24 protein-coding genes are annotated in these 24,633 nt (G+C 48.2%); 11 read left to right on the top strand and 13 right to left on the bottom strand.

Going from position 1 to position 24,633, the window contains the following annotated elements:
• Window positions 1–82: 82 nt before the first annotated feature.
• The 3 genes from CWE09_RS04605 to CWE09_RS04615 form a co-directional block, all read right to left on the bottom strand.
• A complete protein-coding gene (locus CWE09_RS04605) occupies window positions 83–1,192 on the bottom strand; it encodes an NADH:flavin oxidoreductase (protein WP_126802829.1) in 1,110 nt (369 codons plus the stop codon).
• 139 nt (window positions 1,193–1,331) lie between these two features.
• Window positions 1,332–1,931, bottom strand: a complete 600-nt coding sequence (gene wrbA / locus CWE09_RS04610) for an NAD(P)H:quinone oxidoreductase (protein ID WP_126802830.1) — start codon at window positions 1,929–1,931, stop codon at window positions 1,332–1,334.
• A 97-nt stretch (window positions 1,932–2,028) separates the two neighbouring features.
• Window positions 2,029–3,138, bottom strand: a complete 1,110-nt coding sequence (locus CWE09_RS04615) for a GNAT family N-acetyltransferase/peptidase C39 family protein (protein WP_126802831.1) — start codon at window positions 3,136–3,138, stop codon at window positions 2,029–2,031.
• 134 nt (window positions 3,139–3,272) lie between these two features.
• On the opposite strand from CWE09_RS04615, the gene purM reads away from it, so the two are divergent.
• Window positions 3,273–4,313, top strand: coding sequence for a phosphoribosylformylglycinamidine cyclo-ligase (purM, locus tag CWE09_RS04620; RefSeq protein WP_126802832.1), 1,041 nt, complete (start codon window positions 3,273–3,275; stop codon window positions 4,311–4,313).
• Window positions 4,313–4,984, top strand: coding sequence for a phosphoribosylglycinamide formyltransferase (gene purN, locus CWE09_RS04625; RefSeq protein ID WP_126802833.1), 672 nt, complete (start codon window positions 4,313–4,315; stop codon window positions 4,982–4,984). Before purM ends, purN begins: the two co-directional genes overlap by 1 nt.
• Window positions 4,985–5,016: 32 nt before the next feature.
• Here purN and CWE09_RS04630 read toward each other — a convergent pair whose 3' ends face one another.
• Entirely contained in the window at window positions 5,017–5,751 is a 735-nt protein-coding gene (locus CWE09_RS04630) for a DUF3108 domain-containing protein (protein WP_157982811.1), read from the bottom strand.
• 195 nt (window positions 5,752–5,946) lie between these two features.
• Here CWE09_RS04630 and fadE point away from each other — a divergent pair, with 195 nt between their 5' ends.
• Window positions 5,947–8,415, top strand: coding sequence for an acyl-CoA dehydrogenase FadE (fadE, locus tag CWE09_RS04635; RefSeq protein WP_126802835.1), 2,469 nt, complete (start codon window positions 5,947–5,949; stop codon window positions 8,413–8,415).
• A gap of 69 nt (window positions 8,416–8,484) precedes the next feature.
• Here the strand turns inward: fadE and CWE09_RS04640 are convergent, their stop codons facing one another.
• On the bottom strand, window positions 8,485–9,201 hold the full coding sequence (locus CWE09_RS04640) for a hypothetical protein (protein WP_126802836.1): 717 nt from the start codon (window positions 9,199–9,201) through the stop codon (window positions 8,485–8,487).
• Window positions 9,202–9,403: 202 nt separating this feature from the next.
• Complete coding sequence (locus CWE09_RS04645; protein WP_126802837.1) at window positions 9,404–9,961, bottom strand: thioesterase family protein; 558 nt, start codon at window positions 9,959–9,961, stop codon at window positions 9,404–9,406.
• Window positions 9,962–10,231: 270 nt separating this feature from the next.
• On the opposite strand from CWE09_RS04645, the gene CWE09_RS04650 reads away from it, so the two are divergent.
• Window positions 10,232–10,636, top strand: a complete 405-nt coding sequence (locus tag CWE09_RS04650) for a hypothetical protein (RefSeq protein ID WP_126802838.1) — start codon at window positions 10,232–10,234, stop codon at window positions 10,634–10,636.
• An 80-nt stretch (window positions 10,637–10,716) separates the two neighbouring features.
• Here the strand turns inward: CWE09_RS04650 and CWE09_RS04655 are convergent, their stop codons facing one another.
• Window positions 10,717–11,649: an isopenicillin N synthase family dioxygenase gene (locus CWE09_RS04655; RefSeq protein ID WP_126802839.1), complete on the bottom strand. Its 933-nt coding sequence runs from the start codon at window positions 11,647–11,649 to the stop codon at window positions 10,717–10,719.
• Window positions 11,650–11,746: 97 nt separating this feature from the next.
• On the opposite strand from CWE09_RS04655, the gene CWE09_RS04660 reads away from it, so the two are divergent.
• Window positions 11,747–12,118: a hypothetical protein gene (locus tag CWE09_RS04660; protein ID WP_126802840.1), complete on the top strand. Its 372-nt coding sequence runs from the start codon at window positions 11,747–11,749 to the stop codon at window positions 12,116–12,118.
• Between the two features lie 96 nt (window positions 12,119–12,214).
• Here CWE09_RS04660 and CWE09_RS04665 read toward each other — a convergent pair whose 3' ends face one another.
• On the bottom strand, window positions 12,215–14,647 hold the full coding sequence (locus CWE09_RS04665; protein WP_157982812.1) for an alpha/beta hydrolase family protein: 2,433 nt from the start codon (window positions 14,645–14,647) through the stop codon (window positions 12,215–12,217).
• 133 nt (window positions 14,648–14,780) lie between these two features.
• Here CWE09_RS04665 and CWE09_RS04670 point away from each other — a divergent pair, with 133 nt between their 5' ends.
• The 6 genes from CWE09_RS04670 to CWE09_RS04695 all read left to right on the top strand — a co-directional run bounded on the left by CWE09_RS04670 (window position 14,781) and on the right by CWE09_RS04695 (window position 20,440).
• Window positions 14,781–15,404 carry a hypothetical protein gene (locus CWE09_RS04670; protein ID WP_126802842.1) on the top strand — a complete coding sequence of 208 codons (624 nt, stop codon included), beginning with the start codon at window positions 14,781–14,783 and terminating at the stop codon, window positions 15,402–15,404.
• Window positions 15,405–15,509: 105 nt separating this feature from the next.
• Window positions 15,510–16,097 carry a hypothetical protein gene (locus tag CWE09_RS04675; protein WP_126802843.1) on the top strand — a complete coding sequence of 196 codons (588 nt, stop codon included), beginning with the start codon at window positions 15,510–15,512 and terminating at the stop codon, window positions 16,095–16,097.
• Between the two features lie 133 nt (window positions 16,098–16,230).
• Window positions 16,231–17,790 (top strand): AbgT family transporter, encoded by a 1,560-nt coding sequence (locus CWE09_RS04680; RefSeq protein ID WP_126802844.1) that lies wholly within the window; start codon window positions 16,231–16,233, stop codon window positions 17,788–17,790.
• 117 nt (window positions 17,791–17,907) lie between these two features.
• Window positions 17,908–19,056 carry an acetylornithine deacetylase gene (gene argE, locus CWE09_RS04685; protein WP_126802845.1) on the top strand — a complete coding sequence of 383 codons (1,149 nt, stop codon included), beginning with the start codon at window positions 17,908–17,910 and terminating at the stop codon, window positions 19,054–19,056.
• A gap of 16 nt (window positions 19,057–19,072) precedes the next feature.
• Window positions 19,073–19,648, top strand: a complete 576-nt coding sequence (rnhB, locus tag CWE09_RS04690) for a ribonuclease HII (protein ID WP_126802846.1) — start codon at window positions 19,073–19,075, stop codon at window positions 19,646–19,648.
• Between the two features lie 12 nt (window positions 19,649–19,660).
• Window positions 19,661–20,440 (top strand): SDR family oxidoreductase, encoded by a 780-nt coding sequence (locus CWE09_RS04695; RefSeq protein WP_126802847.1) that lies wholly within the window; start codon window positions 19,661–19,663, stop codon window positions 20,438–20,440.
• Here CWE09_RS04695 and pgsW read toward each other — a convergent pair.
• The 5 genes from pgsW to CWE09_RS04720 all read right to left on the bottom strand — a co-directional run bounded on the left by pgsW (window position 20,437) and on the right by CWE09_RS04720 (window position 24,630).
• On the bottom strand, window positions 20,437–21,588 hold the full coding sequence (pgsW, locus tag CWE09_RS04700; RefSeq protein ID WP_126802848.1) for a poly-gamma-glutamate system protein: 1,152 nt from the start codon (window positions 21,586–21,588) through the stop codon (window positions 20,437–20,439). The genes CWE09_RS04695 and pgsW overlap by 4 nt on opposite strands.
• A gap of 14 nt (window positions 21,589–21,602) precedes the next feature.
• Window positions 21,603–22,178 carry a poly-gamma-glutamate biosynthesis protein PgsC gene (gene pgsC, locus CWE09_RS04705; RefSeq protein WP_126802849.1) on the bottom strand — a complete coding sequence of 192 codons (576 nt, stop codon included), beginning with the start codon at window positions 22,176–22,178 and terminating at the stop codon, window positions 21,603–21,605.
• The gene (gene pgsB, locus CWE09_RS04710; protein WP_126802850.1) at window positions 22,175–23,380 is read right to left on the bottom strand and encodes a poly-gamma-glutamate synthase PgsB; all 1,206 of its coding nucleotides are present in this window, start codon (window positions 23,378–23,380) and stop codon (window positions 22,175–22,177) included. Before pgsB ends, pgsC begins: the two co-directional genes overlap by 4 nt.
• Before the next feature lie 194 nt (window positions 23,381–23,574).
• Entirely contained in the window at window positions 23,575–24,225 is a 651-nt protein-coding gene (locus tag CWE09_RS04715) for an epoxyqueuosine reductase QueH (RefSeq protein ID WP_126802851.1), read from the bottom strand.
• Between the two features lie 33 nt (window positions 24,226–24,258).
• Window positions 24,259–24,630, bottom strand: a complete 372-nt coding sequence (locus tag CWE09_RS04720; protein WP_126802852.1) for a hypothetical protein — start codon at window positions 24,628–24,630, stop codon at window positions 24,259–24,261.
• Between the last annotated feature and the right edge of the window lie 3 nt (window positions 24,631–24,633).

Raw genomic sequence — 24,633 nt, forward strand, 5'->3', positions numbered from 1 at the left:
CAGATGATTCACGCTATATCAGGCCAGATGCTCACTGCGTAATCAATATTATAGACCAGGCAATAACAGATAAGTTCAGGCTCTAATCCTGTTTACCTTCATTTATTTTACGCCAGTTCAGCTCATGCTGAATAGTTGGCTTGGGTTCCAGCATATCCGGATCAAGATCCGCGATATCTTCGCCCGCTTTCAAACGGTTGGCAAAATCTGGATTCGCCAGTGCTTTTTTACCCACAGCAAGCAGCACGTCAGGGTATTTGGCTGCGATATCTTCAGCGTTATATTCTGTCACGCCACCATTTACGATGACTTCCAGGTCTTCAATTTCGGTAGCAACCTCCGCCAGCGATTTATCGCTGTCTTTGAGTGCTTTGCGGTTCACATTGATGTCTGAAGTGTGGACATAAGTAAGACCCGCATCACGTAGTTTTTCCAGCATGTAGCGGAAACCATCTTCGCCTTCTGGCCACTGGTAATCATAGTCTGTCAACGCCACCTGGCTAATGCGCATACCAATGATGTAGTCATCACCCAATGCGTCACGCAAGGATTTCACCAAAAGCGTCAGGAAACGCAAACGACCATCCAGGCTATTGCCCCACTGATCGTTGCGCTCATTAAAATAAGTACTCAGTAACTGGTTAAGCAAATATCCGTCGGCGGCGTGCAGCTCTACGCCAACAAAACCAGCTTCTTTAGCGCGTTTAGCCGCACCCACAAAACCATTCAGAATCTGGTTGAAATCGCCTTCGTCCAGTACTTCCGGTTTCTGCCAGGTATCCGCCTTTCCGTACATGCTAAGCGGTTCACCTTTTGGTCGTATTTCCGAAGGGGCTTTGGCATGTTCATAAAAACGATTGTACTGAAGTTGTCCACCTGCATGCATAAGCTGACAAATCATTTCAGCACCAGAGTGCTGAACCTTCTCAACCACTTTTTTCCAACCGGCCTGCTGCTCATCATCGGTAATGCCCGGCTGATACTGATATGCCTGACTAGCTTTACGATCTGAATACACGCCCTCGCTGATTACCAGGCCAAAACCTCCTTCAGCGAAACGAGCATAGTAATCTTCCATTAAGTCCGTGGGTTCACCCTCATGTTCGGCACTAATGCGGGTCATCGGAGCCACGACCAGTCTGTTCGATAACTCAAGGCTTCCCAGTTTGGCCGCGCTAAAAACTTCAGACATAAGCTCTCCTGCTTCTGATTTTTCTAATTAATAGGTTCCTTTTAAACATCGGGGCGAAATCAACATATGTCAACGTCGCCCCGCCTAAAAAGGTTCCTTTGACCTTAAACTTTACGCCACCGGTCGCAAATCAGATCGCTTATTTAGAAAGCTTTACCGCAAGTTTAGCGATGTGTTCGCCTTGAAAACGTGCACCAGCCAGTTCATTTTCTGAAGGCTGCCGGGAGCCATCGCCCGCTGCCAGCGTGCTGGCTCCGTAGGGAGTGCCCCCTGTAATTTCGTCCATGGCCATCTGCCCTTTAAAACTATAAGGCAACCCGGCAATGACAAAACCTAAGTGTAAAAGTACCGTATGGAAGCTTAAAATCGTGCTTTCCTGACCCCCATGTTGACTACCAGTAGAGGTAAATACGCCCCCTACCTTGCCAATAAGAGAGCCTTCCATCCATAAAGCGCCGGCCTGGTCGAGGAAGTTTTTCATTTGCGATGCCATGTTACCAAAGCGGGTTGGTGTGCCAAAGATCACCGCATCGTAGTCCACCAGATCCTGCACTTGAGCGATTGGCGCGTCCTGGTCAACTTTATAACCGGAGTTTTTCGCCACATCTTCAGGCACAAGCTCAAGAACACGTTTGATATCGACATCGGCACCGCCAGAACGCGCGCCTTCGGCCACTGCTTTTGCCATGGTTTCAACATGACCGTAACTGGAATAATAGACAACTAATACTTTAGCCATGATATGCCTCATTAGCCTGAGAATTGAATAAGCTCACACTACTAGGTATAGCAAGTAGGGAGAAGAACAACCATTGTATTATCGGGTTCAGAACATTCTATTTTGTCGAATGTTCTGATAATACCAATGCTGCGCGCAATCGTTTACTGCCATAACCAAAGGCACGACTGAAAATCTCCCGGGGGACAGGCAAATACTGCCGGGCAGAAGGACTTTGCCAGGGCACACTATCTTCATCCGGATCATTAATATAGACAAAATCATCGTCCATCGCGGTGATTAGTACCCAGTGCGGTGCTTTGGACTGATCAAACTGGTAGGTGCTTATTAATGCCATCACCAGCTTGCCTTCAGCTAAATCATCACGCAGGTGATCAGCACTGTAGTCACTGGTGTTCACGGCCACACCAGCTTCCTGCAAAGCATCAATGTCCGCCTGCTGGATGCGTATCATGACCTCGCGTTTTTGCACATTGCGAACTGAATCAAGCAGCAGCGGGCCTTCCTGGCTAACCCATAGCTCCACGCCTAAACCACGCTGATACGCAGCCCTGGCCAGACCATGCGGGCCACAACCGCCGTGTCCGGAAGTCATATAAATAGTGGTGGATTCGCGCCACAACTCAAGTTCGTCACGCGCTGGATCCGATGAAGGCTGACCAAAATAATGCAGTGCCATTAATAAACTGGCGGGGCCACAGGTAAAAGGTGTGGTCTGGGTCAAGTAAGGCACCTGGCGCGGTAAACGCTCACTATCAAAGAAGTGCAGCTGTTTTTGTAATACCGTGGCATCCGAATGATCCTCAAAATAATCGTTCTTAAGGCCAATGTCGTGATAGCCCCGGGCATGGAAAAAGCGCAGGGCATGACGATCATCGGCTTTGACCTCCAGGCGCAGAAACAGGCTTAACGCTTCTTCGGCACTTTTTTCTGTATATGCCAGTAGTTCACTGCCTAATCCACGATTTTGCTGCAAAGGGTCAATTGCAAATGAATACAAGCGGGCCAGCTTCGTCGCCTGGCGAAATAGCAAAATCGCATACCCCCTGACCTGCTGTTCATCCTCAATCACAGTGACCCATGCTTCATTAAGCTTAATAAAGCGGCGAAAACTGCGTTCACTTAAGGCATCATAAGGGAAACAAAGCGCTTCTATTTTAGCCAGGGCTTTGACGTCAGTCAGCTGTGCTAAACGAATAATGCTCATGAAATGCCAGAGAGGTCAGGTGTAGGTGCATTATTTGACGCTTTTTCATTCAACAGCGCAAGTAGCCGCTGCAAAAAAATACTGCTAAAATACGCGCCAAATTCCTTCCTGGCCAAACGACACGAGGATCTTCAGTGAGCGAGCAAAAGAAATCTCTTAGTTATAAAGACGCAGGCGTTGATATTGACGCCGGTAACGCATTGGTAGAGCGCATTAAAGGCGTGACCAAGCGCACTACTCGTCCTGAAGTTAAAGGCAATATTGGCGGCTTTGGTGCGCTTTGCGAATTGCCCTCTAAATATAAAGAACCTTTATTAGTATCCGGCACTGATGGTGTCGGCACTAAATTACGTCTGGCAATCGAAGCAGGTAAACACGACACCGTCGGCATCGACCTGGTTGCTATGTGTGTCAATGACCTTATTGTGCAGGGCGCAGAACCCCTCTTCTTCCTTGATTATTATGCCACCGGCAAGCTGGACATCGACGTAGCCGCCGATGTTGTCACCGGCATTGGCGAAGGTTGTGTCCAGGCTGGCTGTGCTTTGATTGGTGGTGAAACCGCTGAAATGCCGGGTATGTACCAGAGTGGCGATTACGATATCGCAGGTTTTTGTGTTGGCGTAGTCGAAAAAGCAGACGTCATTGACGGTAGCAAAGTCGCTCCGGGCGATGCTCTGATTGCTGTTGGCTCAAGCGGCCCACATTCCAACGGCTACTCCTTAGTTCGTAAAGTATTAGAAGTAAGTGGTGCCGACCTGCAACAGGATCTAGAAGGTAAAACACTGACTGAACATCTGCTGGAACCTACCCGCATTTACGTCAAATCAGTACTGGCGCTGATGGCAGAACAGCCCATACACGCCATTTCCCATATTACTGGTGGTGGGTTCTGGGAGAATATTCCTCGAGTATTACCTGCCGGTACTAAGGCCGTTATTGACGGTAATAGCTGGCAATGGCCTACCGTATTCAACTGGCTGCAGGAAAACGGCAATATCGAAACCCACGAAATGTATCGTACCTTCAACTGTGGTGTGGGTCTGGTCATCGCCGTACCAGCTGAAAACGCTGACGCGGCAGTCAAGTGCCTGCGCGACAATGGCGAAAATGCCTGGACGATTGGCAGCATTGAAGCGGCAGCCGATGAAGATGAACTGGTGGTTATACGCTAATGCCCTTAACTACCGATAGTACACCAGGTGCTACTAAGCGCCTGGTTATTCTTATTTCAGGTTCTGGCACCAACATGCTGAACCTGGCCGAGCACTGCCAGTCCGGTTCTATCAATGCAGAAGTGGTGGCTGTTATCAGCAATAAAGCAGACGCTGCCGGTCTGCAAAAAGCTAAAAACATGGGCATTACCACGGCAAGCCTGTCCCATCGCGATTTTGCCAGCCGTGAAGCCTATGATGCTGAGCTGAAAAAACTGGTCGATAGCTACCAACCAGATTTAGTGGTGCTGGCCGGTTTCATGCGCATTCTGACCGCTGACTTTGTTAATCATTTTGCTGGCCGCCTGATGAATATCCACCCGTCTTTGTTACCTAAATACAAAGGTATTCATACCCATCAACGTGCGCTGGATAACGGTGATACCGAACATGGTGTCAGCGTGCATTTTGTCACGGAAGAGCTGGATGGCGGACCGGTGATTCTGCAAGCCAGAATTCCTATCTTTGAAGGCGATGAAATAACAGATTTAGAAGATCGGATACATGAACAGGAATACCGTATTTACCCGCTGGTAATACGCTGGTTTTGTGCCGACCGACTGGTACTTACCGACGAGGGTGTACTGCTGGATGGTGTAGTCATGGACGCACAGGGTTACGCGGCTGATTAACAGCCGCGTACGACCTCTTTACTCTTCATCTTTCATTCATCATCAAAATTAAGTTCGGTCAGACTGATCATCGCTTCTTCCCGCCCTTTTCGTAATTGCTGCATTCTTACCAGGGTGTAATTAAGCTCAGGCGCAAACCAGAAAAAGGTCTGCCGACGATCTGTGTCACGTACCCGGTCAACTCGTACAACCTCAACTTCGCCATAAGGTAATTGCAGAATCTCTGTCTTCGCCCGGGCAAATTCATATTCCCGGTTATTGCCATTTTCATCCAGCAATTGATAAGTCCAGTTATCGCCACCAGCGGCAACATCAACCTGCAACTGGTGCAGAACGGCGTTGGCATCCAGCAGGTCATCACGCCAGTCCGCATTAATTTCATCGCCAGCTATCGAAATAAGCTCTTTGTTGGGACGGTCAAACTGCACGGTAAAATACTGATTTGAACCGGTGCCCTCGCGACTGTAATCAAACACCAGGGGCTCAACACGCCCGTTTCGCATCAGAAATTCGGTATCATTTTCCCGGTGATCAGATAAAAACAACATAGAAGCATAGCTTTCGGTGTAATACCGCCAAGTATTCTGCTCCGTGCGACTTAAAACCCGGGAAGCGTGTCCTCGGGTAGTGCCCCGTCTGGATAATTCGTATTTTGCGCTGTAAGGCTTAGTTTCCATTTGCGCATTATTCTGCTCAGAAGCTTGAGCAGAGCCTGCCATAAATGTGGTTAAGGCAGCTGCGGCTGCAAAAGGTACAAATAACTTCATATAAGGCCATCCTGTTGCAAAAAGTCCAGCCACTACCATAGCACTTAAGTGAAAAAGCGAAAGCAACGACTCAGTTATAGCTAAGTCACTTTTAAGCACAAAAAATTCCCTTAGCACGTACAGTTAAACTTGCAAACTGGTCTGCTTTGATCTATTTTGTATGAACTGGTCAGACCTCAAACTGGAGTAAATATTATGAGTGTCGCAATTTGGATCATCGCTACCCTGTTAGTACTGGGTACCATGATTTATCACCGCAGTTCGCTGTGGGTTTTCACTTTAGGCACCGCTGTCATGCTTGGTATTGGCACCGGCTTAACGATATTCGGTTCAACCACAGCTATCGTCCTGTGGATTGTCGCTGCCGTACTACTGGTACCTCTGAACCTTGGTTTTATCCGTAAAACGATATTAACCAAGCCGATTCTTGCGGCGTACCGCAAAATCATGCCTGAGATGTCAAAAACTGAAAAAGACGCTATTGAAGCCGGTACTGTCTGGTGGGACGGCGAAATTTTCCGTGGTTCACCTGACTGGAAAATGTTGCATAACATTCCTGCTCCGCGTCTGACCACTGAAGAAGAAGCTTTCTTAAATGGCCCTGCAAACAAAGTCTGCGCCATGCTGGACGACTGGGAAACTACCCACGAGCTGGCGGATATGCCAGAAGACGTATGGCAGTATCTGAAGGATGAAAAATTCTTCGCCATGATCATCAAGAAAGAATATGGTGGTCTGGAATTCTCTGCTTACGCACAATCCCGCGTACTGCAAAAATTATCAGGTGTCAGCACAGTATTGGCTTCTACCGTTGGTGTACCTAACTCATTAGGTCCGGGCGAACTGCTGCAGCATTATGGTACTAAAGAACAGAAAGACCATTATCTGCCACGTCTGGCCACTGGTCAGGAAATTCCATGTTTTGCCTTAACCAGCCCTGAGGCCGGTTCTGACGCAGGCGCTATCCCGGATAGCGGTGTGGTCTGTAAAGGCGAGTGGGAAGGTAAAGAAGTCATTGGTATGCGCCTTAACTTTGACAAGCGCTATATCACCCTGGCGCCTATCGCTACAGTCGTGGGTCTGGCATTTAAAATGTACGATCCAGACGGTCTGATTGGTGATGAGAAAGAGCTGGGTATTACCGCGGCGTTGTTGCCTCGTGATACTAAAGGCCTTGAAATTGGTCGCCGTCACTTTCCGCTGAACGTACCTTTCCATAACGGTCCGATTCGCGGTAAAGACATCTTTGTACCTATGGACTACATCATTGGCGGCCAGGAAATGGCTGGCAAAGGCTGGCGTATGCTGGTTGAGTGTCTGTCGGTTGGCCGTGCTATCACCCTGCCTTCAAACAGTGCAGGTGGTGCTAAGTCACTGGCGCTGGTTACTGGTGCTTACTCACGTATTCGTCGTCAGTTCAAATTACCTATCGGTAAAATGGAAGGTGTCGAAGAAGCACTGGCGCGTTTAGGCGGCAATGCTTATCTGATGGATGCGGTTACCAAACTGTCGACCACAGGTATCGATCAAGGCGAGAAACCGAGCGTTATCTCTGCCATTGCTAAATACCACATGACCGAAAAACTGCGTACTGCCATGAACGATGCTATGGATGTACACGGCGGTAAAGGCATTTGTTTAGGTCCGAACAACTATCTCGGCCGTGCTTATCAGGGTACACCTGTGGCTATCACTGTTGAGGGTGCCAACATTCTGACCCGCAACATGATGATTTATGGCCAGGGCGCAATCCGTTGTCATCCATTTGTTCTGGAAGAAATGGAAGCTTCAGCTCTCAAAGGCGCTGAAGGCCTGCGTCGCTTTGATAAAGCGCTGTTCGGTCATATTGGTTTTGTCTTTGCTAACTTTACCCGTTCATTGTTCTACGGCTTTGGCGGCAGTGCTTTTATCAGCACACCAGCGAATGATTCCACCAGCAAGTACTACAAGCAAATGACCCGCTTTAGTTCTAACCTGGCACTGATGTCTGACGTGGCCATGGGCGTATTAGGCGGTTCACTGAAGCGTAAAGAGCGTGTTTCTGCTCGCTTAGGTGACATGCTGAGCTACCTGTACCTGGGTTCTGCTGTGCTGAAGCGTTTTGAAGACGACGGTCGCCCTGCTGAAGACCTGCCATTTGTGCATTGGGCAATGCAGGACACTATGTACAAACTGCAGCAAAGTCAGCGTGCCATGCTGGAAAACTTCGGTTTCCATGGTGCTTTCCTGAAAGCCATCATGTATCCGTTTGGCGTCATTGCTAAAGCACCCAGCGACAAGTTGGATCATCAGGTAGCTCGCTTACTGATGAGCCCGAACGCCGCTCGTGAACGTTTAGGCGACGGTCAGTTCCTGTCTCCTGAAGGTGCTTATGGTTACGTTGAAACCGTACTGCGCGACATGATCGCTGCTGAGCCGCTGCATCAGAAAATCTGTGATGCTGCTAAGAAGCGTTTCACCTTTACCAAGCTGGATGAGCTGGCTGAAGAAGGCAAGAAACTTGGCGTTATCAACGACGAAGAAGCCGCCCTACTGGTGCGTGCTGAAGAAGGTCGTCTGAAAGTAATTAACGTCGATGACTTCGCTCACGAAGACCTGCTGGCCGGCCGTGGCGCCCGCGAGCACTTCGAAAAGCAACAGGCAAGCAATAAAAACGCTGCCTGAATCATTTAAAGCTAAAGGGCCAGCTAAATAGCTGGCCTTTTTTATGCCTGCAAAATGGTGAAAAAGATGTTAATCGTGCCGCGGCTGTCGCTTCGCTAGCCATAACATAAAGCTGACACCGAGTATGGTAGGTATTGTCCAGAGGAAAGGGTTGAAAGTCTGGGTAGGTAGATACATAGCCGCACCGAAAGATAAAAACGCTGAATATCCAGCTATTCCGGCCCCTATCATGCTGCTGAAGTGTTGATATAACCATTCCCGCCGCAAGCCGCCAGACTTCGCACCGGGCTTTTGCAGGATAAAACGAATGTTTCCCGGCACCATCAGAAACGCGATAAACGCGACGCCAATCAGCAACACTCTGCGTTCGCTCCAACCAAGATAAAATATCCATAAAGCAAGCAGCGCCAGCACACCGTGCATGAATAAAATGGATGGTGTTTTATATAGATGATAGCGGCCTTTATTCCGTACAGCTTTCAGACCAAACATAATTAAAACTAAGGCCAGGACACCCAGGTAAAGCATCATCCAACCAAGAAAAAGGTATTGCTCATGTCGCAGTTCAGCTGTGTCCGCCTGGATTACCGAAGGAAAAAGTAAATGTATTGATGCCAGCACTATAGCCGTCAAAGCCGTAACCATCATGCTATAAGCGAAAACCAGGCCCACTACTCTATGCGTACGTCGTCCTTTACGGGTAATCAGAGGAACCCAAAAAGCCACCAGCGCCATGGAACCGGTCATAATATGGATAAAGATTAATATTCCTATCCCAAACTGCAAAATGTAATTCCCCTAATCGACAAACCCGCTTTTTAGTAAATCTTCCGTAAACAGCATATACAACGTTTTCAAGTCAGCTATTCTGAACTTGCAACTGAGCCAAGCTCAAGAGCGCTCGTTTCTAATTTCGTCATGGATGACACCCTGATATGTGTTGCGTTAGAAACGAGTTTAAGCGCCCCTTCCCCCAGGGGCGCTTTTTTTATGCCTGCTTTTCAGTCTTTTTTGCTTTATTCGTTTCACTCAGGGTATCCAAAGTTATCGCCCACTGTTGCACCCAGGCAGGCAACTCAGGAGATTCCAGGCCTTTGTGCCCGGTTGCTTCCATTAATTCCTGCGGTGTCAAACCACCCTTGCGATTCCAGAACATACCACGTACCACAATAATTGCAGCCACCTGATCGTTTTTATCCAGCACCTTATGTTCTAAAAAAGCCCATTTCTCATTCCAACCTAATAGCCGGGTTTCTACATAGAAACGGTCAAAAGCTTTCAGCTGACGCATAAAACGAGCGGTTGCATCACCAATTACAGGTATGGCTTTACGTTGCCTGGCGACTTGCAGACAACCTGTACGCACGAACCAATCAACACGCCCAAGATCAGCAAAGCTAAAGTAGCGCCCATTATTTACATGCAGATTAAAATCTAAATCGTTGGGTAAAGCACGGGAACGCACACGTAACGGATCCAGCGGATTAGACCGACCCGCACGGGTACGTTTTATAAGAATCCAAATCAAACGAAGCAATAAATTCATAATATCTTTTTAAGCCGTTAAAACTGCTATTAACCTACCATAAACAAATCCGGGGTCAGAGCTAAAATTCACCACTTTTACGTGGTGAATTTTAGCTCTGACCCCATTTTATTTTATGCCAAAGACTCAAATGGACATCTAGACATCCAAATGAAAATCAACTAGAATCACTTTTGCCGCCGATTTAAGTCTCTGCAACTTGCGGGCGGATTATAAATACAGCTAAAGCGCGCCGGCAGCGCGCGAACCATTTACTCTGAGGAGTTCGCTATGAGCCTGAATATAGATACAAAACGACCACAACAACCCGCCAGCTGCTGTGTGAAATGCCAGCAACCTCACCAAGCCGATCAACATCGGGTTATCTGCAACCACAAAGTATCTTTGTTTGCGAATGCTACACCCGTTTTCAATCAGCAATATGGTACTGAAGAGCTAAAGCTACAAGATGGCTGGTTTTATGTCAGCCTCCACACCCCCATAGAACCTGTTATTGAGACCTTGAAGCAAGGTTACCTGCCCTGGTTGTGCCCGCAATGCGCGGGTTATGAGGGAGCCAGTAACAGCAGTGCACCGGAAGCCACTATTCTGGATGATAACGGTAAGCAGGTAGCTGCGCCGAAAAGCGCTATTTTTAATAGGTATCGCGAAGAGCAACAAGCCCTTATCGCATAACAAAAATGGTGAAAATAATGGGGTCAGAGCTAAAATTCACCACTCAAAAGTGGTGAATTTTAGCTCTGACCCCATTTTATTTACTTCATCAGGCCGATTTCACGCAAGCGCTGCATGAGGTAATCATCAGCGGAAATAGCTTCCTGTTGTTTTGGATTATCCTCACTAACACAGCTTTCCAGGGCTTCAATCATAACGTCAGGATTAAAGTGCAGGAAAAACGGTATCGAATAACGTGATTTGTGGCTATATGGCGCCGGTGGATTAACGACCCGATGGGTGGTTGATGGTAAAACGCCGTTGGTCAGGCGCTGTAACATATCACCCACATTGCAGATAATAGCCCCTTCAATAATGGTCACGGGCACCCAGTTACCTGACTTCGACAGTACTTCCAGACCTGGCTCCCGTGAACCTATCAATAAGGTAATCACATTGATATCTTCGTGTGCAGAAGCCCGCACTGAAGGAGTGCCTTCATCGATAATGGGTGGATAGTGTAAAGGCCGTAAAATAGAATTACCTAAATTAACCCGCTTACGAAAATAATCCCGGGGTTGTTTCAGATAAACCGCAATGCCTTCCAACACCTGATTACCCAGCTCATCCAGGGCGGCATAAAGCTTCAGCATTTCGGTTTTAAAATTCGGCAGTTCCTGCGGCCATACATTTGGCGTCAACTGTGGGTAAGGCGCGGGGCCTTCAAGCTCGCGACCAATATGCCAGAACTCTTTTAAATCCACATGCTTGGCATCTTTGGCGATTTCAGTACCAAAAGGTGTATACCCTCTGGCTCCACCCTGCCCCGGACGGTGATACTGCTTCTTCACCGCTTCGGGTAAAGCAAATAACTCACGACTGATATCCAGCGCCTTGTGAATCGTATCAGTGTTGATACCATGCCCGGTCAAAGCTACAAATCCATTGACTGCATAGCCTTCACCCAGGGCTTGTACAAACGCATCAAAATCGCTGTTATAACGACTCATATCAACATGGGGAATAGAACTCATAAGAATACCTTTGTAAACTACTAATCTGAACGCCGTGCATTGTAACCTAATGTGTTTCACGGCACACTTGATCCACCCTAATTAATGACAAGTCGATATGAACACTAAAACAGAAAAAAAATCGCTTTTGGATATACGCTGGTTCCGGACTTCAATGTGGACCTTAGCCACATTCTTAATCATTTTATGGGTACTTCCACTGGTCTATGAACTATTTGTAGCCATTACACCCGCTATGGACCCGGCTACTGAGCGCAGTTCCAGAAGCATAGTAGATACCGTTTCTAATATTTTTTCCTGGGTAGCCCTGTTCCTTGGCGCCATACTGGCATGGCGCCAATGGCAAACTCAGCGACGCCGCGAATACCTGCATCAACGTATTATTGAGCGCAAAAAAGAACGCAAGAAAACACAAAAAGCCGAAGATTTGCGCAAAAAGAAAGAGCGCCTTTTTGGTAAGCGTAGTTAAATTTCGGCTACCAATAGACACACAAAACCCCCAATATTAATTACTTAACTATTGAGGGTTTTGTCTTAAATTCGCTTTTTCAGCAAAGCTTTAATCTTAATTTTCAGGATATAACGACTGCCACCACTGTGGCTCGTCTTTTAAGTGTTTATCAAAAAAAGCCATGTAAGTCTGCCACCAATGCAGGCGGGCCTCACGGTTATTAATCGCGTGATTTTCGCCCAGGTATTCAACCAACTCTACTTCTTTATCCAGCAATTTAAGAGCGGTATACATGTTGTGACTTTCGCCCGGGGGTACATTGGTATCCGCATCGCCATGAATCAATAACATCGGCGTATTCACACGATCAGCCCGATACACCGGACTCTGATCCCGGTACAACTCAGGGTTATTCCAGGGGAAGCTGCCTTTACTGGCTTCACCGGAATACAAAAAGCCCCACCAGCCCTGGCCCCAGTATGAAGTAATGCTACTGATACCCGCATGCGACATAGATGCGGCAAAAAGATCCGTTTTAGTGGCCAGTAACATGGTCATAAAGCCGCCATAAGAAGCGCCTAAATTACCCACCCGATCAGCATCGACAAACTCATGCTGCTCAATAAAGCGCTCAGTACCCTGCAGAATATCGTCGACAGTGTATTCACCCCAGGCATTAACATGACGTGCTGAGAACTCCTGACCAAATCCGGTGGCGCCTGTGGGTTGTAATACATACACCACATAGCCCATATCGGCCCATAGATTAAACGGGTAACGACCGGTAAACGCGCGCTGTACCGGGGTCGTACCGCCGTAGTAATACACCAGTGCCGGGTAACTCTCATTTTCATCAAAGTCATGGGGCAGATAAATACGACCGTAAATAGTATCCCCACGCTCGTTATTGAAATTCCACTCGCGCACACTGGATAAACTATTCAGGCGGTAATAATCGTCTTTACTGTCCCACCACAACGATGGCTGAGCACTGTCCAGACTCTGGGTATACAGTCGTTGTGGAGCTCTCGCAGCCGTGCCAGCAAAGGCTACCCGTGGGCTATCCTGCTGACTGACCGCAACCTGGTCAATCACATCCAGGTTATTATTCAGCTTATTGAAACGCTGATTGTCCGCCTGATAATGATAAAGCTGAGTGCCGTCGCGTTCGGTTACACGCAATAGCAGGTTATTTTCACCTGCCGAATAGATAGCGCCAATAGCAGGATCAAAGTCTATCGCCAGTGGGCCAACGTCCTCGCCTTGACGATTCATCCAGTATAACTGGCCATCGTAATTGTTCGACAGCATGTCCTCAGGCACATTGCGGCCGGCACCTTCAGCGAACTCAGGTCCCGCCACTACATAAATACCTTCAGCACCATACAGCGCCTGATTGAAAGTACGGTATTCGCCAATCACGCGTTCTGCGCCGTCACTGATGCGAATTTCAAGGAGCTCAACCGCAAAATGAGGCGGTTCTGCATAATCCACCTGTCGCCGACTGGCCAGCACATACTCGCCCTGCGCATCGATATCCTGCAAGCTGGTAGACACCGGATTCTGAGTTAGTTGATGCATAGCGCTATTCGCAAGGTTCAGCGTATACAATTGACTGTTGTCGCGAAAGTAACTCCAGCGGTCCTCCAGCGCCTGATAACGTTTAGTAAGGCCAGCGTCGTTGTCAGGTGTTTTGTTCCAGCTAAAAATAAGCTGTTCGTCATCTATCCAGCGCACATTGCTGATACCGGACAGTTCCGGAGTGACCGCCTCAATCTGCATGTCCGCCAGCGACAGTATGTGAACTTTATTGTCACTGATATAGGCCAGCTGTTCGCTATTTTGCTGCCAGGCAAAACCACTGGCACTGGTATCGGTCCACTCAAAAACAGCCTGTTCAGACTCCGTATGCATCAGTTGCAGACGAAACTGCGGCGTATCTCCCGTTTCAGCGCTGAAATGCTGACGGCGCCAGATCATATAGTCACCATCCGGAGACAGGCTTAACTCAGTGGTGGTCTGGGCATCAAATAACTGTTCCGCATTCAGCCGATAATTATCCGGACGTGCGGTATGCAACACATCATGCTCCGCCTCCCCCTGCCAGGTCAGGCCTATAGAGCTCCAGTCTTCAGCATCTTCGACCAGCACCAGCAACTGATGATCACCTGTTTGTAACTGAAGCTCGTAGTCTTCGCCACTAGCGTTCACTCGTTGCCCATTAATAAATACACTAGCCTGCTCGATATTATCCAGTTGCAATTTACCCTGGGTAAAACGGTCCACTCCCACAGGTACATGCAGCATCTGAGTGCCAGGCTCTGAGTCGGTGCTCCACTGACTCAAGACTTCACCACTAACTTCCTCTTGCAACCAGCGCTTGATTAAACTCTGCTGCAGAACCTCTGCGTGGTCACTGTCAAAAGCTTTCAGGCTACCGCTACCGGGCGCCACTTCATTTACCCAAATATCATCCGGATCTATAGCACTACTGCTAAAGCTGGCCAACGCCAGACAAATTGCTGAGAGAGTTATCACTCGTTGCATAGTTTTTTCACCTTTATAAGACACTGAGGTATCATAACGTAAAATCAAATAAGAGTTCGACACCGGATTCCACAAGCAGGCCTTTGTAGCTACACTGGAGGCAGTAAATCCCGATTCATAAAAGGACACACCTATGCGCTCATTGCCAATCATTTTTTTCAGCAGTCTTACCCTGCTTAGCAGTGCCAGTCAGGCGAACACCCTATCGCCTCATTTTGCCACTCCCAGTTATAGCAATCTGACCCTGGACTACATGCAGGCGAAAATCGAGGATTACGCAGATAAACCTAATGGTGTTTCCGCCAGTTTTGAGCAACAGCTTTCACCACGCTTTTTTATCAGCGGTCACTACACAGACTTATCCAGCAGTGTTATTGGAAGCACCTCTGATCTTGAACTCGAAGACTATCAGGTTGGAATTGGCTGGTATGAGCGCTCTCAAGTCGGTCCTTATGTGGATTTGTCTTTCCTGGTCGGCCAGGAAACTCTGACTTTGCCTGACCCTTTAGATCCAGATAACTATTTTCGCGATGCAAGCGAATACTTTGGTGCAGAAATCGGTTTACGTGACAACCATGGCCCTTTAGAAGTGCAGGTTGGCCTGGCTTATTTATTTCATTCCAGCGAACGTGACGACCAGTTCCGCTGGTCAGCCAATGCCTTTTTGAATATTAACCGATATTTAGCAGTGGGCCTGCGTTATCAGGACCATGAAGAATACCAACTACAAAGTATACAATTGCGTGTACGCTGGTAAGCTGCGCAACTAAAAGCTTATGTAAATAGCATTGAGAAAGCCTTTTTCAGTCTCTAGACTGAAGCTCGTAAGGCTTTCTCACGGCTGATATCCAAGGTGTATATAATGTTTAAACATGCAGTAACAGGTGCTTTGTTAGTGAGTGCTGGAGTGATCCTATCAGGCACAGCCCAGGCACAATCACTTAATCTGACGCAGCCGAGCTACACTCATTTTTCTGGCGGTGTTTCAGAAACCTCCAGTGGCAACCGTGGTTTCACCCTGGATGGCGAATACGAATTTGGCCATAAGTTTTTCATGACAGGCACCTACCGTCAGATACGACAACGCTTTTCAGATGGTTCCAGCTTTAATGAAAGCCTGATTGATGTCGGCGTTGGCCGTTATTTTAACGTCTATGATCGCACCACTTTAGACGCCTCGGTCTCTCTTGGACACTACGCATTAAGCAGTAATGTCTTCAGCAGCGACGGTTCTCCTTTTTACACTCTCAACTCCGGCATCCGGCAACGTCATGATGCCTTTGAATACCGGCTCGGTTATCGCTACATAGATATGGATGGTTATGACAGTACCCATGGTGCCGTCGCATCAGCTTACTTCTATTTCACCCCGCAAACCGCTATTGGCGTGCACTTTAATGACGTTTACTCCCGTTCCACCTGGAGTTTCGGCATGCGCTTCCTATTCTGAGCCCTCACTAACGCCATCGCGTTGAGAGGCTAAGGGGCACTGGTCAGTGCCCCTTAGCTCATGTATGCTTAGCCAGTTTTAAACCATTATTCTTATAAACAAGCACCTGCGCTAGACATACTGGGGAATAACCATGAGTGATAATAATACCGTCACGGAAAGCAAAGACGGCCTGCTCAATCGTATCCTGAACAAAGTAGAAGTAGTTGGTAATAAACTACCTGATCCAGCGGTAATGTTCGCTGGCCTGCTGGTCATTATCTGGGTACTGAGCTTAATCTTTTCGCAATTTAGCTTTAACGAACAACACCCGCTGACAGGCGAACAGCTTCAGGTTAACAACCTACTGGCCCCTGACGCTATAGCTGAATTTCTGGCCACCATGGTCACTACCTTTATGCACTTTGCGCCTTTAGGCGTAGTCCTGGTTGCTATGCTGGGTGTTGGCGTAGCTGAGCGCAGTGGTTTCATTAACGTCGGCATCAAACTGATGCTCAATGTAACTCCTAAAATGCTGCTGACTCCAATGCTTATATTGGTTGCTATTGTCAGCCACACCGCTGTAGACGCAGGGTACGTGCTGGTGATCCCGCTTGGCGGCATTATCTTCTATGCCGCAGGACGCCACCCGCTAGCAGGTATTGCGGCGGCTTTCGCCGGTGTATCCGGTGGTTTCAGCGCTAATTTCGTGCCCAGTGCTATCGACCCTTTATTGCAAGGTTTTACTCAAACCGCGGCTCAAATGTATGACCCGGCTGTACAGCTGAACCCCTTGAATAACTGGGGTTTCACGGCCGCTTCCTGTCTGCTGGTAGTTGCAGTCGGCTGGTGGTTGACCGATAAAGTCATTGAACCGCGCCTTAAAAATACAGAAATCGATGGCGACGCCAGCGATATGCCTGAAATAGAAGAAGTGAACTCTCGCGATCGCAAAGCTTTTTACAGCGCATTAGCGGTCATGCTTGCTGGTGTCGCGGTGCTAGTGGCGGTGACTATTCCTGAAGGCTCGGCTCTGCGTGATCCTGATACGGCCGAACTGGCTTCTTTCAATGCGCCACTGATGCAGTCTATTGTGCCACTGATCTTTTTAATGTTCTGGGTACCCGGCATAGTGCACGGTTATGTAGCCGGCACCTTTAAAGAAAGCCGCGACGTTATCATGGCCATGAGCAAAGCAATGGAAGGCATGGCGTATTATATGGTCATGGCGTTTTTCTGTGCACTCTTCATTAAAGCCTTTGGTGACTCTAATCTGGGCACTCTGCTTTCGATTAAGGGCGCGAACTTCCTGCAAGCCCTGGCTATGCCTGGCAGTGTGACTCTGGTCGGCATTATTTTCCTGGTTGGCTTCATCAATATGTTTGTGGGCTCGGCCTCGGCAAAATGGGCCTTAATTGCACCTATTTTTGTACCTATGCTGATGCAACTGGGTCTGTCACCAGATTTAACCCAGGCCGCTTATCGGGTCGGTGACTCGGCCACTAATATCATAACGCCGCTCCTGCCCTACTTCCCATTAGTTGTAGTGTACTGTCAGCGTTATGTTAAGGGCACGGGCATAGGCACCTTGGTATCCCTGATGCTGCCATACTCTATTGTATTGCTTATCCTGTGGTCGGCATTCCTGCTTTTATACTGGACCATTGGGCTGCCACTGGGGCTACAGTCAAGCTATAGCTACCCAGCAGGTTAACCAACGGCATAACTTATGCACGATAGATTTGAAAAGAGCATGCCCTGCATGCTCTTTTTTTGTATGCTGCATGGTATGCTCCTTATCAGATTCAGAATTCGTATTAAAAGGTGACCTATGTCCGCATTACCCAGCTTTCTGACCATGTATCGCGAGCTTATCGCGATACCTTCAGTTTCCTGTCTGGAGCCAGGCTGGGATACCAGCAACAAAGCCGTCATCGATAAGCTCGCAGGCTGGTTTGAATTGTTGGGTTTTAACGTGCAGATAAATGAACTTAGCGCGCAAAGAGGCAAGTTCAACATGCTCGCCTCTATTGGCCCGGGCACCGGTGGTTTACTGCTTAGTGGACATACAGATACCGTTCCCTGGGACGAAGGCCGCTGGACCCGCGACCCTTTTAGCCTGACTGAAGCCGATGGCAAGTTATATGGGTTAGGCAGTGCTGATATGAAAGGCTTTTTTGCTTTTATCCTGGAGTCCTTGCGCGATAAAGACTTAAGTCAACTGAAAAAACCTTTGCGTGTACTAGCCACTGCTGATGAAGAAACCAGTATGGCCGGTGCCCGGGAGCTGAAGAAATTTGCGGATTTAAAACCTGAATTTGCGGTGATCGGCGAGCCGACCAGCATGGCGCCAGTCATTATGCACAAAGGACATACGACCGAATGCATACGCATTACCGGTAAGAGCGGCCACAGCTCGAACCCAGCCGCGGGCCTGAATGCCATTGATGTGATGCATTCGGTCATTGGCCGCCTGATTAAAGTCAAACAGGACATGGCCGAGCGTTACAGCCAGCCGGCATTTGAAGTGCCCTATCCGACCATGAACTTCGGTCATATTCACGGTGGCGATGCCGCCAATCGTATATGCGCCTGTTGCGAACTGCACCTGGATATGCGGCCGTTGCCTGGCATGGACCTGCCATCGCTCTACGAAATGCTGCACGGCTCCTTAGCGCCCCTGCAACAGGATTATCCAGGCGTTATCGCCATCCATTCCATGCACGAACCTATTCCAGGGTATGCCTGCCCAGCAGACTCCGCCATTGTGAAACTGGCCGAAGAGCTCAGTGGCGAAAAAGCCATGCCCGCTAATTATTGCACCGAGGCACCTTTTGTTCAGGATCTGGGCTGCGAAACTATAGTAATGGGACCCGGCTCTATCCGTCAGGCACACCAGCCGGATGAGTTTATTACCCTGGCCGAGATCAATCCGGCCCAACAAAAAATCAGCGCCCTTATTCAGCGTATTTGCAATTAGAAGAAAAACATCTGTCATGAGCACAAACAAACTTATATGTGGTGTGGACGAGGCGGGTCGCGGGCCTCTTGCCGGTCCGGTCGTAGCCGCAGCCGTCATTCTCGACCCTGAGTATGTCATTGCGGGCGTTACCGATTCCAAAAAGCTCAATGAAAAAAAGCGAGCTTTACTAAGCACCGAAATTAAGCAACACGCCCTCTACTGGGCCATAGCGCAATGTGATGTAGAAGAAATCGATCAGCTGAATATTCTGCATGCCTCTATGCTGGCCATGTCACGTGCTGTCGCAGCACTGCCCGTTGCCCCCGACCATGTATTAGTCGATGGCAACCGTTTACCTCAGCTATCGGTGCCTGCTACCGCCATTATTAAAGGCGACGCCAGCGAAGCCTGCATCGGCGCAGCTTCAATTCTGGCGAAAGTAGAGCGGGACCGACAGATGCTGGAATGGCATGAACATTATCCAATGTATAACTTTGCTAAACACAAAGCTTATCCCACAGCCGCACATATAACACTTCTGCAGGAACATGGGGTTTGTCCTATCCACAGGCGCAGTTTCCGCCCCGTGCGTGAGCTACTTAATAAATAAAAAAGGCAGGTTATGAGCACTATTAACGGCAAAACGATTTGGGTCACCGGCGCATCTTCTGGCATAGGGCTTGCGCTGGCGGAACAGCTAGCGGCAGCCGGTGCAAACCTGGTGCTGAGCGCACGTAATCAAGATAAACTAAAGAGCCTTGCTGACCGACTTCCCGGCACGCATATCGTCTTTCCACTGGACCTTTCCCGGCCGGAAAAAGCCATGGCCAAAGCTGATCATTTCCTGGAAGACATTCAGGTTGATATACTGATTAACAACGCGGGCATATCACAGCGCAGCCTGGCGCTGGAAACCGACTTTGAAGTGTACCGAGACCTGATGGAGGTTAACTACTTCAGCGTCGTCGCGTTAAGCAAAATGCTCGCCCCGCATCTGATACAACAAGGCGGTGGTCATATAGTGACCGTATCCAGCGTCGCGGGCAAAGTAGGCACCAAACATCGTTCCGGTTATTCAGGAGCGAAGTTCGCAGTGATTGGTTTCATGGATTGCCTGCGGGCGGAATTAGCCGACAAAAACGTACGCTGCCTGACCGTTTGTCCCGGATTTGTACATACACAAATAGCCCACAATGCGTTAACTGGTGATGGTTCTCAGCTCGGCAAAGCGGATCCTGACAATGCTGGAGGCATTTCCGCCGAAGAATGTGCGCGCCAGATTATTCAGGCCATTCAGCGCAATAAAGATGAAATCGTCGTCGGCAAAGGACTCAGCAAAGTAGCACCGATGTTGCAGCGCTTCTTCCCCGGGCTCCTTCGCCGCCTCATCGCCAGGCGCTAGACCATAGGGCGTATACCTTTACTGTTTTCTTCAGGTTTACGCCAGAATCCTATAATGCCCGCTGAGCGCACCATCAACCAGGTTAAACCTACTAATACAATACCCAGTACCAAAGCCAGAAACCTTGAATACTTCGTGCCCGCATAGACACCACCATTACCTACAGGCACGGCTTCTTCAGGCGCTATAGGTAAACCATGCCGCTCAGCCATACTGCTAATTCCGATAAAATGAATAGCAGGAACACCCTCACGCAAAAAGTAACCCATCACAGTATCTACCGCAAAAGCACGGGCAGGCGCCGTACGTGACAGACCCGACGAGAACTGACTATCAATAGATGGAGGGCCCACGATAGTGGCACCGCCACCCACATTGACAAAAGCTTTGTAAGGACGGCCCCCTGAATGTTCACGAAACAGAGCAATACGATCCGCTACAGCTTCCTGATAACTTCCTGGCTCCAGCAAACGAATACCTGAAGCGCGAATAGTGTCACGTATAATCTCCACCCCTTCCGGAGACAGGTCAGCGCCCCGATCTTCAACACCACCGATAGATGCTGCCACAGGTCGGGAGCTTATAATACCCGCCTCACGCCAGGTGTTTTCCATATCTATCCACAACATACCGGGCACATTGGCGCCCCATTGTGACGACGAACCTGAAGCTATAATCACAGGTTCTGCTCCCATGGCTTCAATCGCTGTATAAACCGCCAGGTTTAACGCCGGAAAAGAGCCCGATACCGCAACCGCAACCAGATCGCCCTCTTCTACTCCAGCTTCTGCTATTAGCTTAACAGCCACAGCTGCCCAATTGGGATTGATCGTCGTCTGCTTAGACTGCAACCCACCTCGGGTAGTAGTCACATCGCTGGTCGCCACACCAATCAGGCCCGAGCGCTGAGGATCCGCTTCTGGATTAATCGGCCTGACACTGCCACGAACGGGTCTAATCACTTCAATCGCATCACGCATCTGTCGTGATGCGGCTACCATGGTTGAATAATTATCTTCAACAACAGGATCCCTTTGGGTAATATTCTCCACCGCCAACAATGCGCCAATCGACGCCACTATCAGGAACACCAGGCCCCAGGCGGGTATCTGCGAAGAGCGCCAGTAAATTTTTGTATAACGACTCATAACTATACTCTCCCTTACCAACCTGGCATTTGAAATACGCGTTGAGCCTCATAGGCATGTAACGCTTCAGGCATAATAATAATTAACGCCAACCGCACCAATACCGCGGTCACCGCTAATCCACAAAGGGTCTGTAAAACGCCCTGACGATCAAACCAGATAGCTATCAAGCCTGGGATAATATAACCCACAATGCTGGTTTCCATGACTGCCATTAACAACGGAGAATCCAGTTGAGCAACCTGGGCTTCAGCATCACCAGTCTCACCCATCATTTCAAGGTCTGCCCAGGCAACCATGCTGCCCAGAAATAAATCCAGCAAGCCTGCAATAAGGTATCCTGTTAAAATCATAATAATGGTTTGCCGACGACCATAAATCACCATATAACTGGAAACCATTCTTACAATAAAAAAAGTAGCGAGTGCAGCTACTAAAGTAACGCCTACATTGAGTGGATTCATTAACTGCAACGCCATATAACCAGGCACCACAAGACCACCAGCTGCTAAACCAAAAAACTGACTCAGTATTAAAGTAAAAAATAAACCAATGCCAATAGAAACGGCCAGAATATTAAGCGCAATCATAACTCTTCCTCTCGGGTAGCCCGGTTTTGGAAAAAGCGAGCCATTTCCTCGCCACCACCATGGATATTACACATTCCCACAACCAAAGCCCTATTACCGCATTCTGAAAAAAGCGTTTCCGTAACATCCACCATTGATGCATTCTCCATGACCACAAGTTTATTGGGATCCAATCCGTGTTTCATTGCTTTGCGCACAAACATCAAAGTTCCGGATCCTATTAACAAATACAAATCTGCAACTGGCCAGGAGGCAGCAGCTTCCGCCATTTGCTGCGAACGGTGAGGTCTGTCAGCACGACAATTAATGAGTGCTACATGAGTTCTGTCTTCACCATAGGAATTAATCATCTTGTTCCAGATACTACCGGTTGATTCAGGATCATTAGCGGCGAATGCGTTAACAAAAATAATATCCCGGCGAAAATATTCGACATGTAAAATACGCATAGCCCCGGCTTCAGGCTGCAAGCCGTACATGCCCTGCAAAGCTGCTTCGCGATTAACGCCAAGGTTTGCACAGACATGTAAAGCAAGAGCAACGTTCTCGGCGTGTTCGCTGTAATGAAAATGCTGCAAAATATCATCATCAATTTCCGCAACCTGTTGGGGCGTAATTTGATGAAGTTTGCTTCCACGATCATTACAAGAATGCTGAAACACCTTTATTAACTCCTGCTCTGCAGTGAATAACGCGCCTTTTACAGGCGTGCTGCCCGCCAAAGCCAGAGCAACATCTTCTTCCCCAGGCCCCATAACATCCAGGTGGTCAGGGCGCGCATTGGTAATAACCCCATGAGTAGAGCGCACCATTTTACGTTCAGTTAATGACTGGTAATGGGGCTGTAATGCCATGCACTCGACGATTGCGATATCGGGTTTAAACTTCGCCATTCGTTTCATCATGCGCATTTGTTCAATAATATTTGCACCACTGATGCGGAATAAGGAAAATTCACGCCCGTCAGGATCAGTAAATGCAGCCGCTGACCCTGTTGTTTTTGCACAGACTCGTTTACCTCCGCCCCGTAAACCCGCCGCAATTAAGCGAGTCACACTGGTTTTACCTCGTGTACCATTTACATGAATACGCACAGGAATTTGACTAACAACTTTTCTATGTCGCCAGGCTTCAAATATTCCAGCAAAAACTAAAAAAAACCAGAGCACGGCAACAACAACCAACATTTCAGGAACAGGCACCGTTTAACTCCTAATAGTGTTATTTAAAATCAGCCCTACTTATAAACCTAAACGTAAAGAAGCTAAAGCCTATAACCTTAACTTTACTTAGTTTTTAATAGCACAAAAAAATGGGGTCAGGGCTAAAAGTAACCATTTTAAAGTGGTTACTTTTAGCCCTGACCCCATTCTATTTACTCTTTAATAATTATATTCTATTCGTAATACTGAACACCGAGTTGAATTCGATCACGACCATTTTCCAGCCGCCATTTATTTGTATCCCGCAAAGAATATACACAACCACAATATTCCTGCTGATAAAAACGTTCACGTTTAGAGATTTCAACCATGCGCGCAGCTCCACCTTGCTTACGCCAGTTGAAGGTCCAGTAATGCATGCCTTCATAAGGTGCTACAGCACGCTGACCGCAGTCGTTGATCTGTTCCATATTCTTCCAGCGCGAAATCCCCAGACAACTGGTAATAGTGTCAAAGCCGTGCTCGTATGCATACAACGCGGTACGTTCAAAGCGCATATCAAAACACTCCGTACAACGCTCTCCGCGCTCTGGTTCCCATTCCAGGCCTTTAACCCGTTCAAACCAGTTTTTACTATCGTAATCGGCATCGATAAAAGGAACACCCAGCTTTTCTGCAAAACGAATATTCTCTTCCTTACGCAACTGGTATTCTTTTTCAGGGTGAATATTCGGATTATAAAAGAAGATGGTAAATTTAATCCCGGCATCTGCCATGCGTTCCATCACTTCGCCTGAACAAGGTGCACAACAGGAGTGTAAAAGCACATGATCGGAACCAGTCGGGGTTTCAAGAACAACGGTTTCCATAGATGATTTAGCCATATTAACTATCCTGCCTGAGAATAAAACAGCACACTATAACAACAAATAAGAGGCTGGCAAGGTCGCAAAAGGGTTAAAAGCGCCTTCCGTAGGGCTTTGTGTAAAACGAACTCGCACTGTGCAATCAGCCCGAATGCGTCCAGTGGTATAAATGTTTTCCTCACTCAGGCTGCCATTGCAACCGGAAACAGTATCCACTGTAAAATCCGGACCCGGGGTAATCTCGAAATCCACCTGTTGATTACGCCTCACTTCTATACTGCGTGGTGCCACATCACCTTCTGGCCCAACTACAGTGCTAACCACGAAGTATTCTGGCGGCACCAGATCTTCACGCTCAAAACCACAGGCAACAAGATGTATTGCCAAAAAGGTGCAAACGAATATATAGGTTTTCTTATGCATGAT

This window comes from Aliidiomarina minuta (genome assembly GCF_003987145.1).
GTDB lineage: Bacteria > Pseudomonadota > Gammaproteobacteria > Enterobacterales > Alteromonadaceae > Aliidiomarina > Aliidiomarina minuta.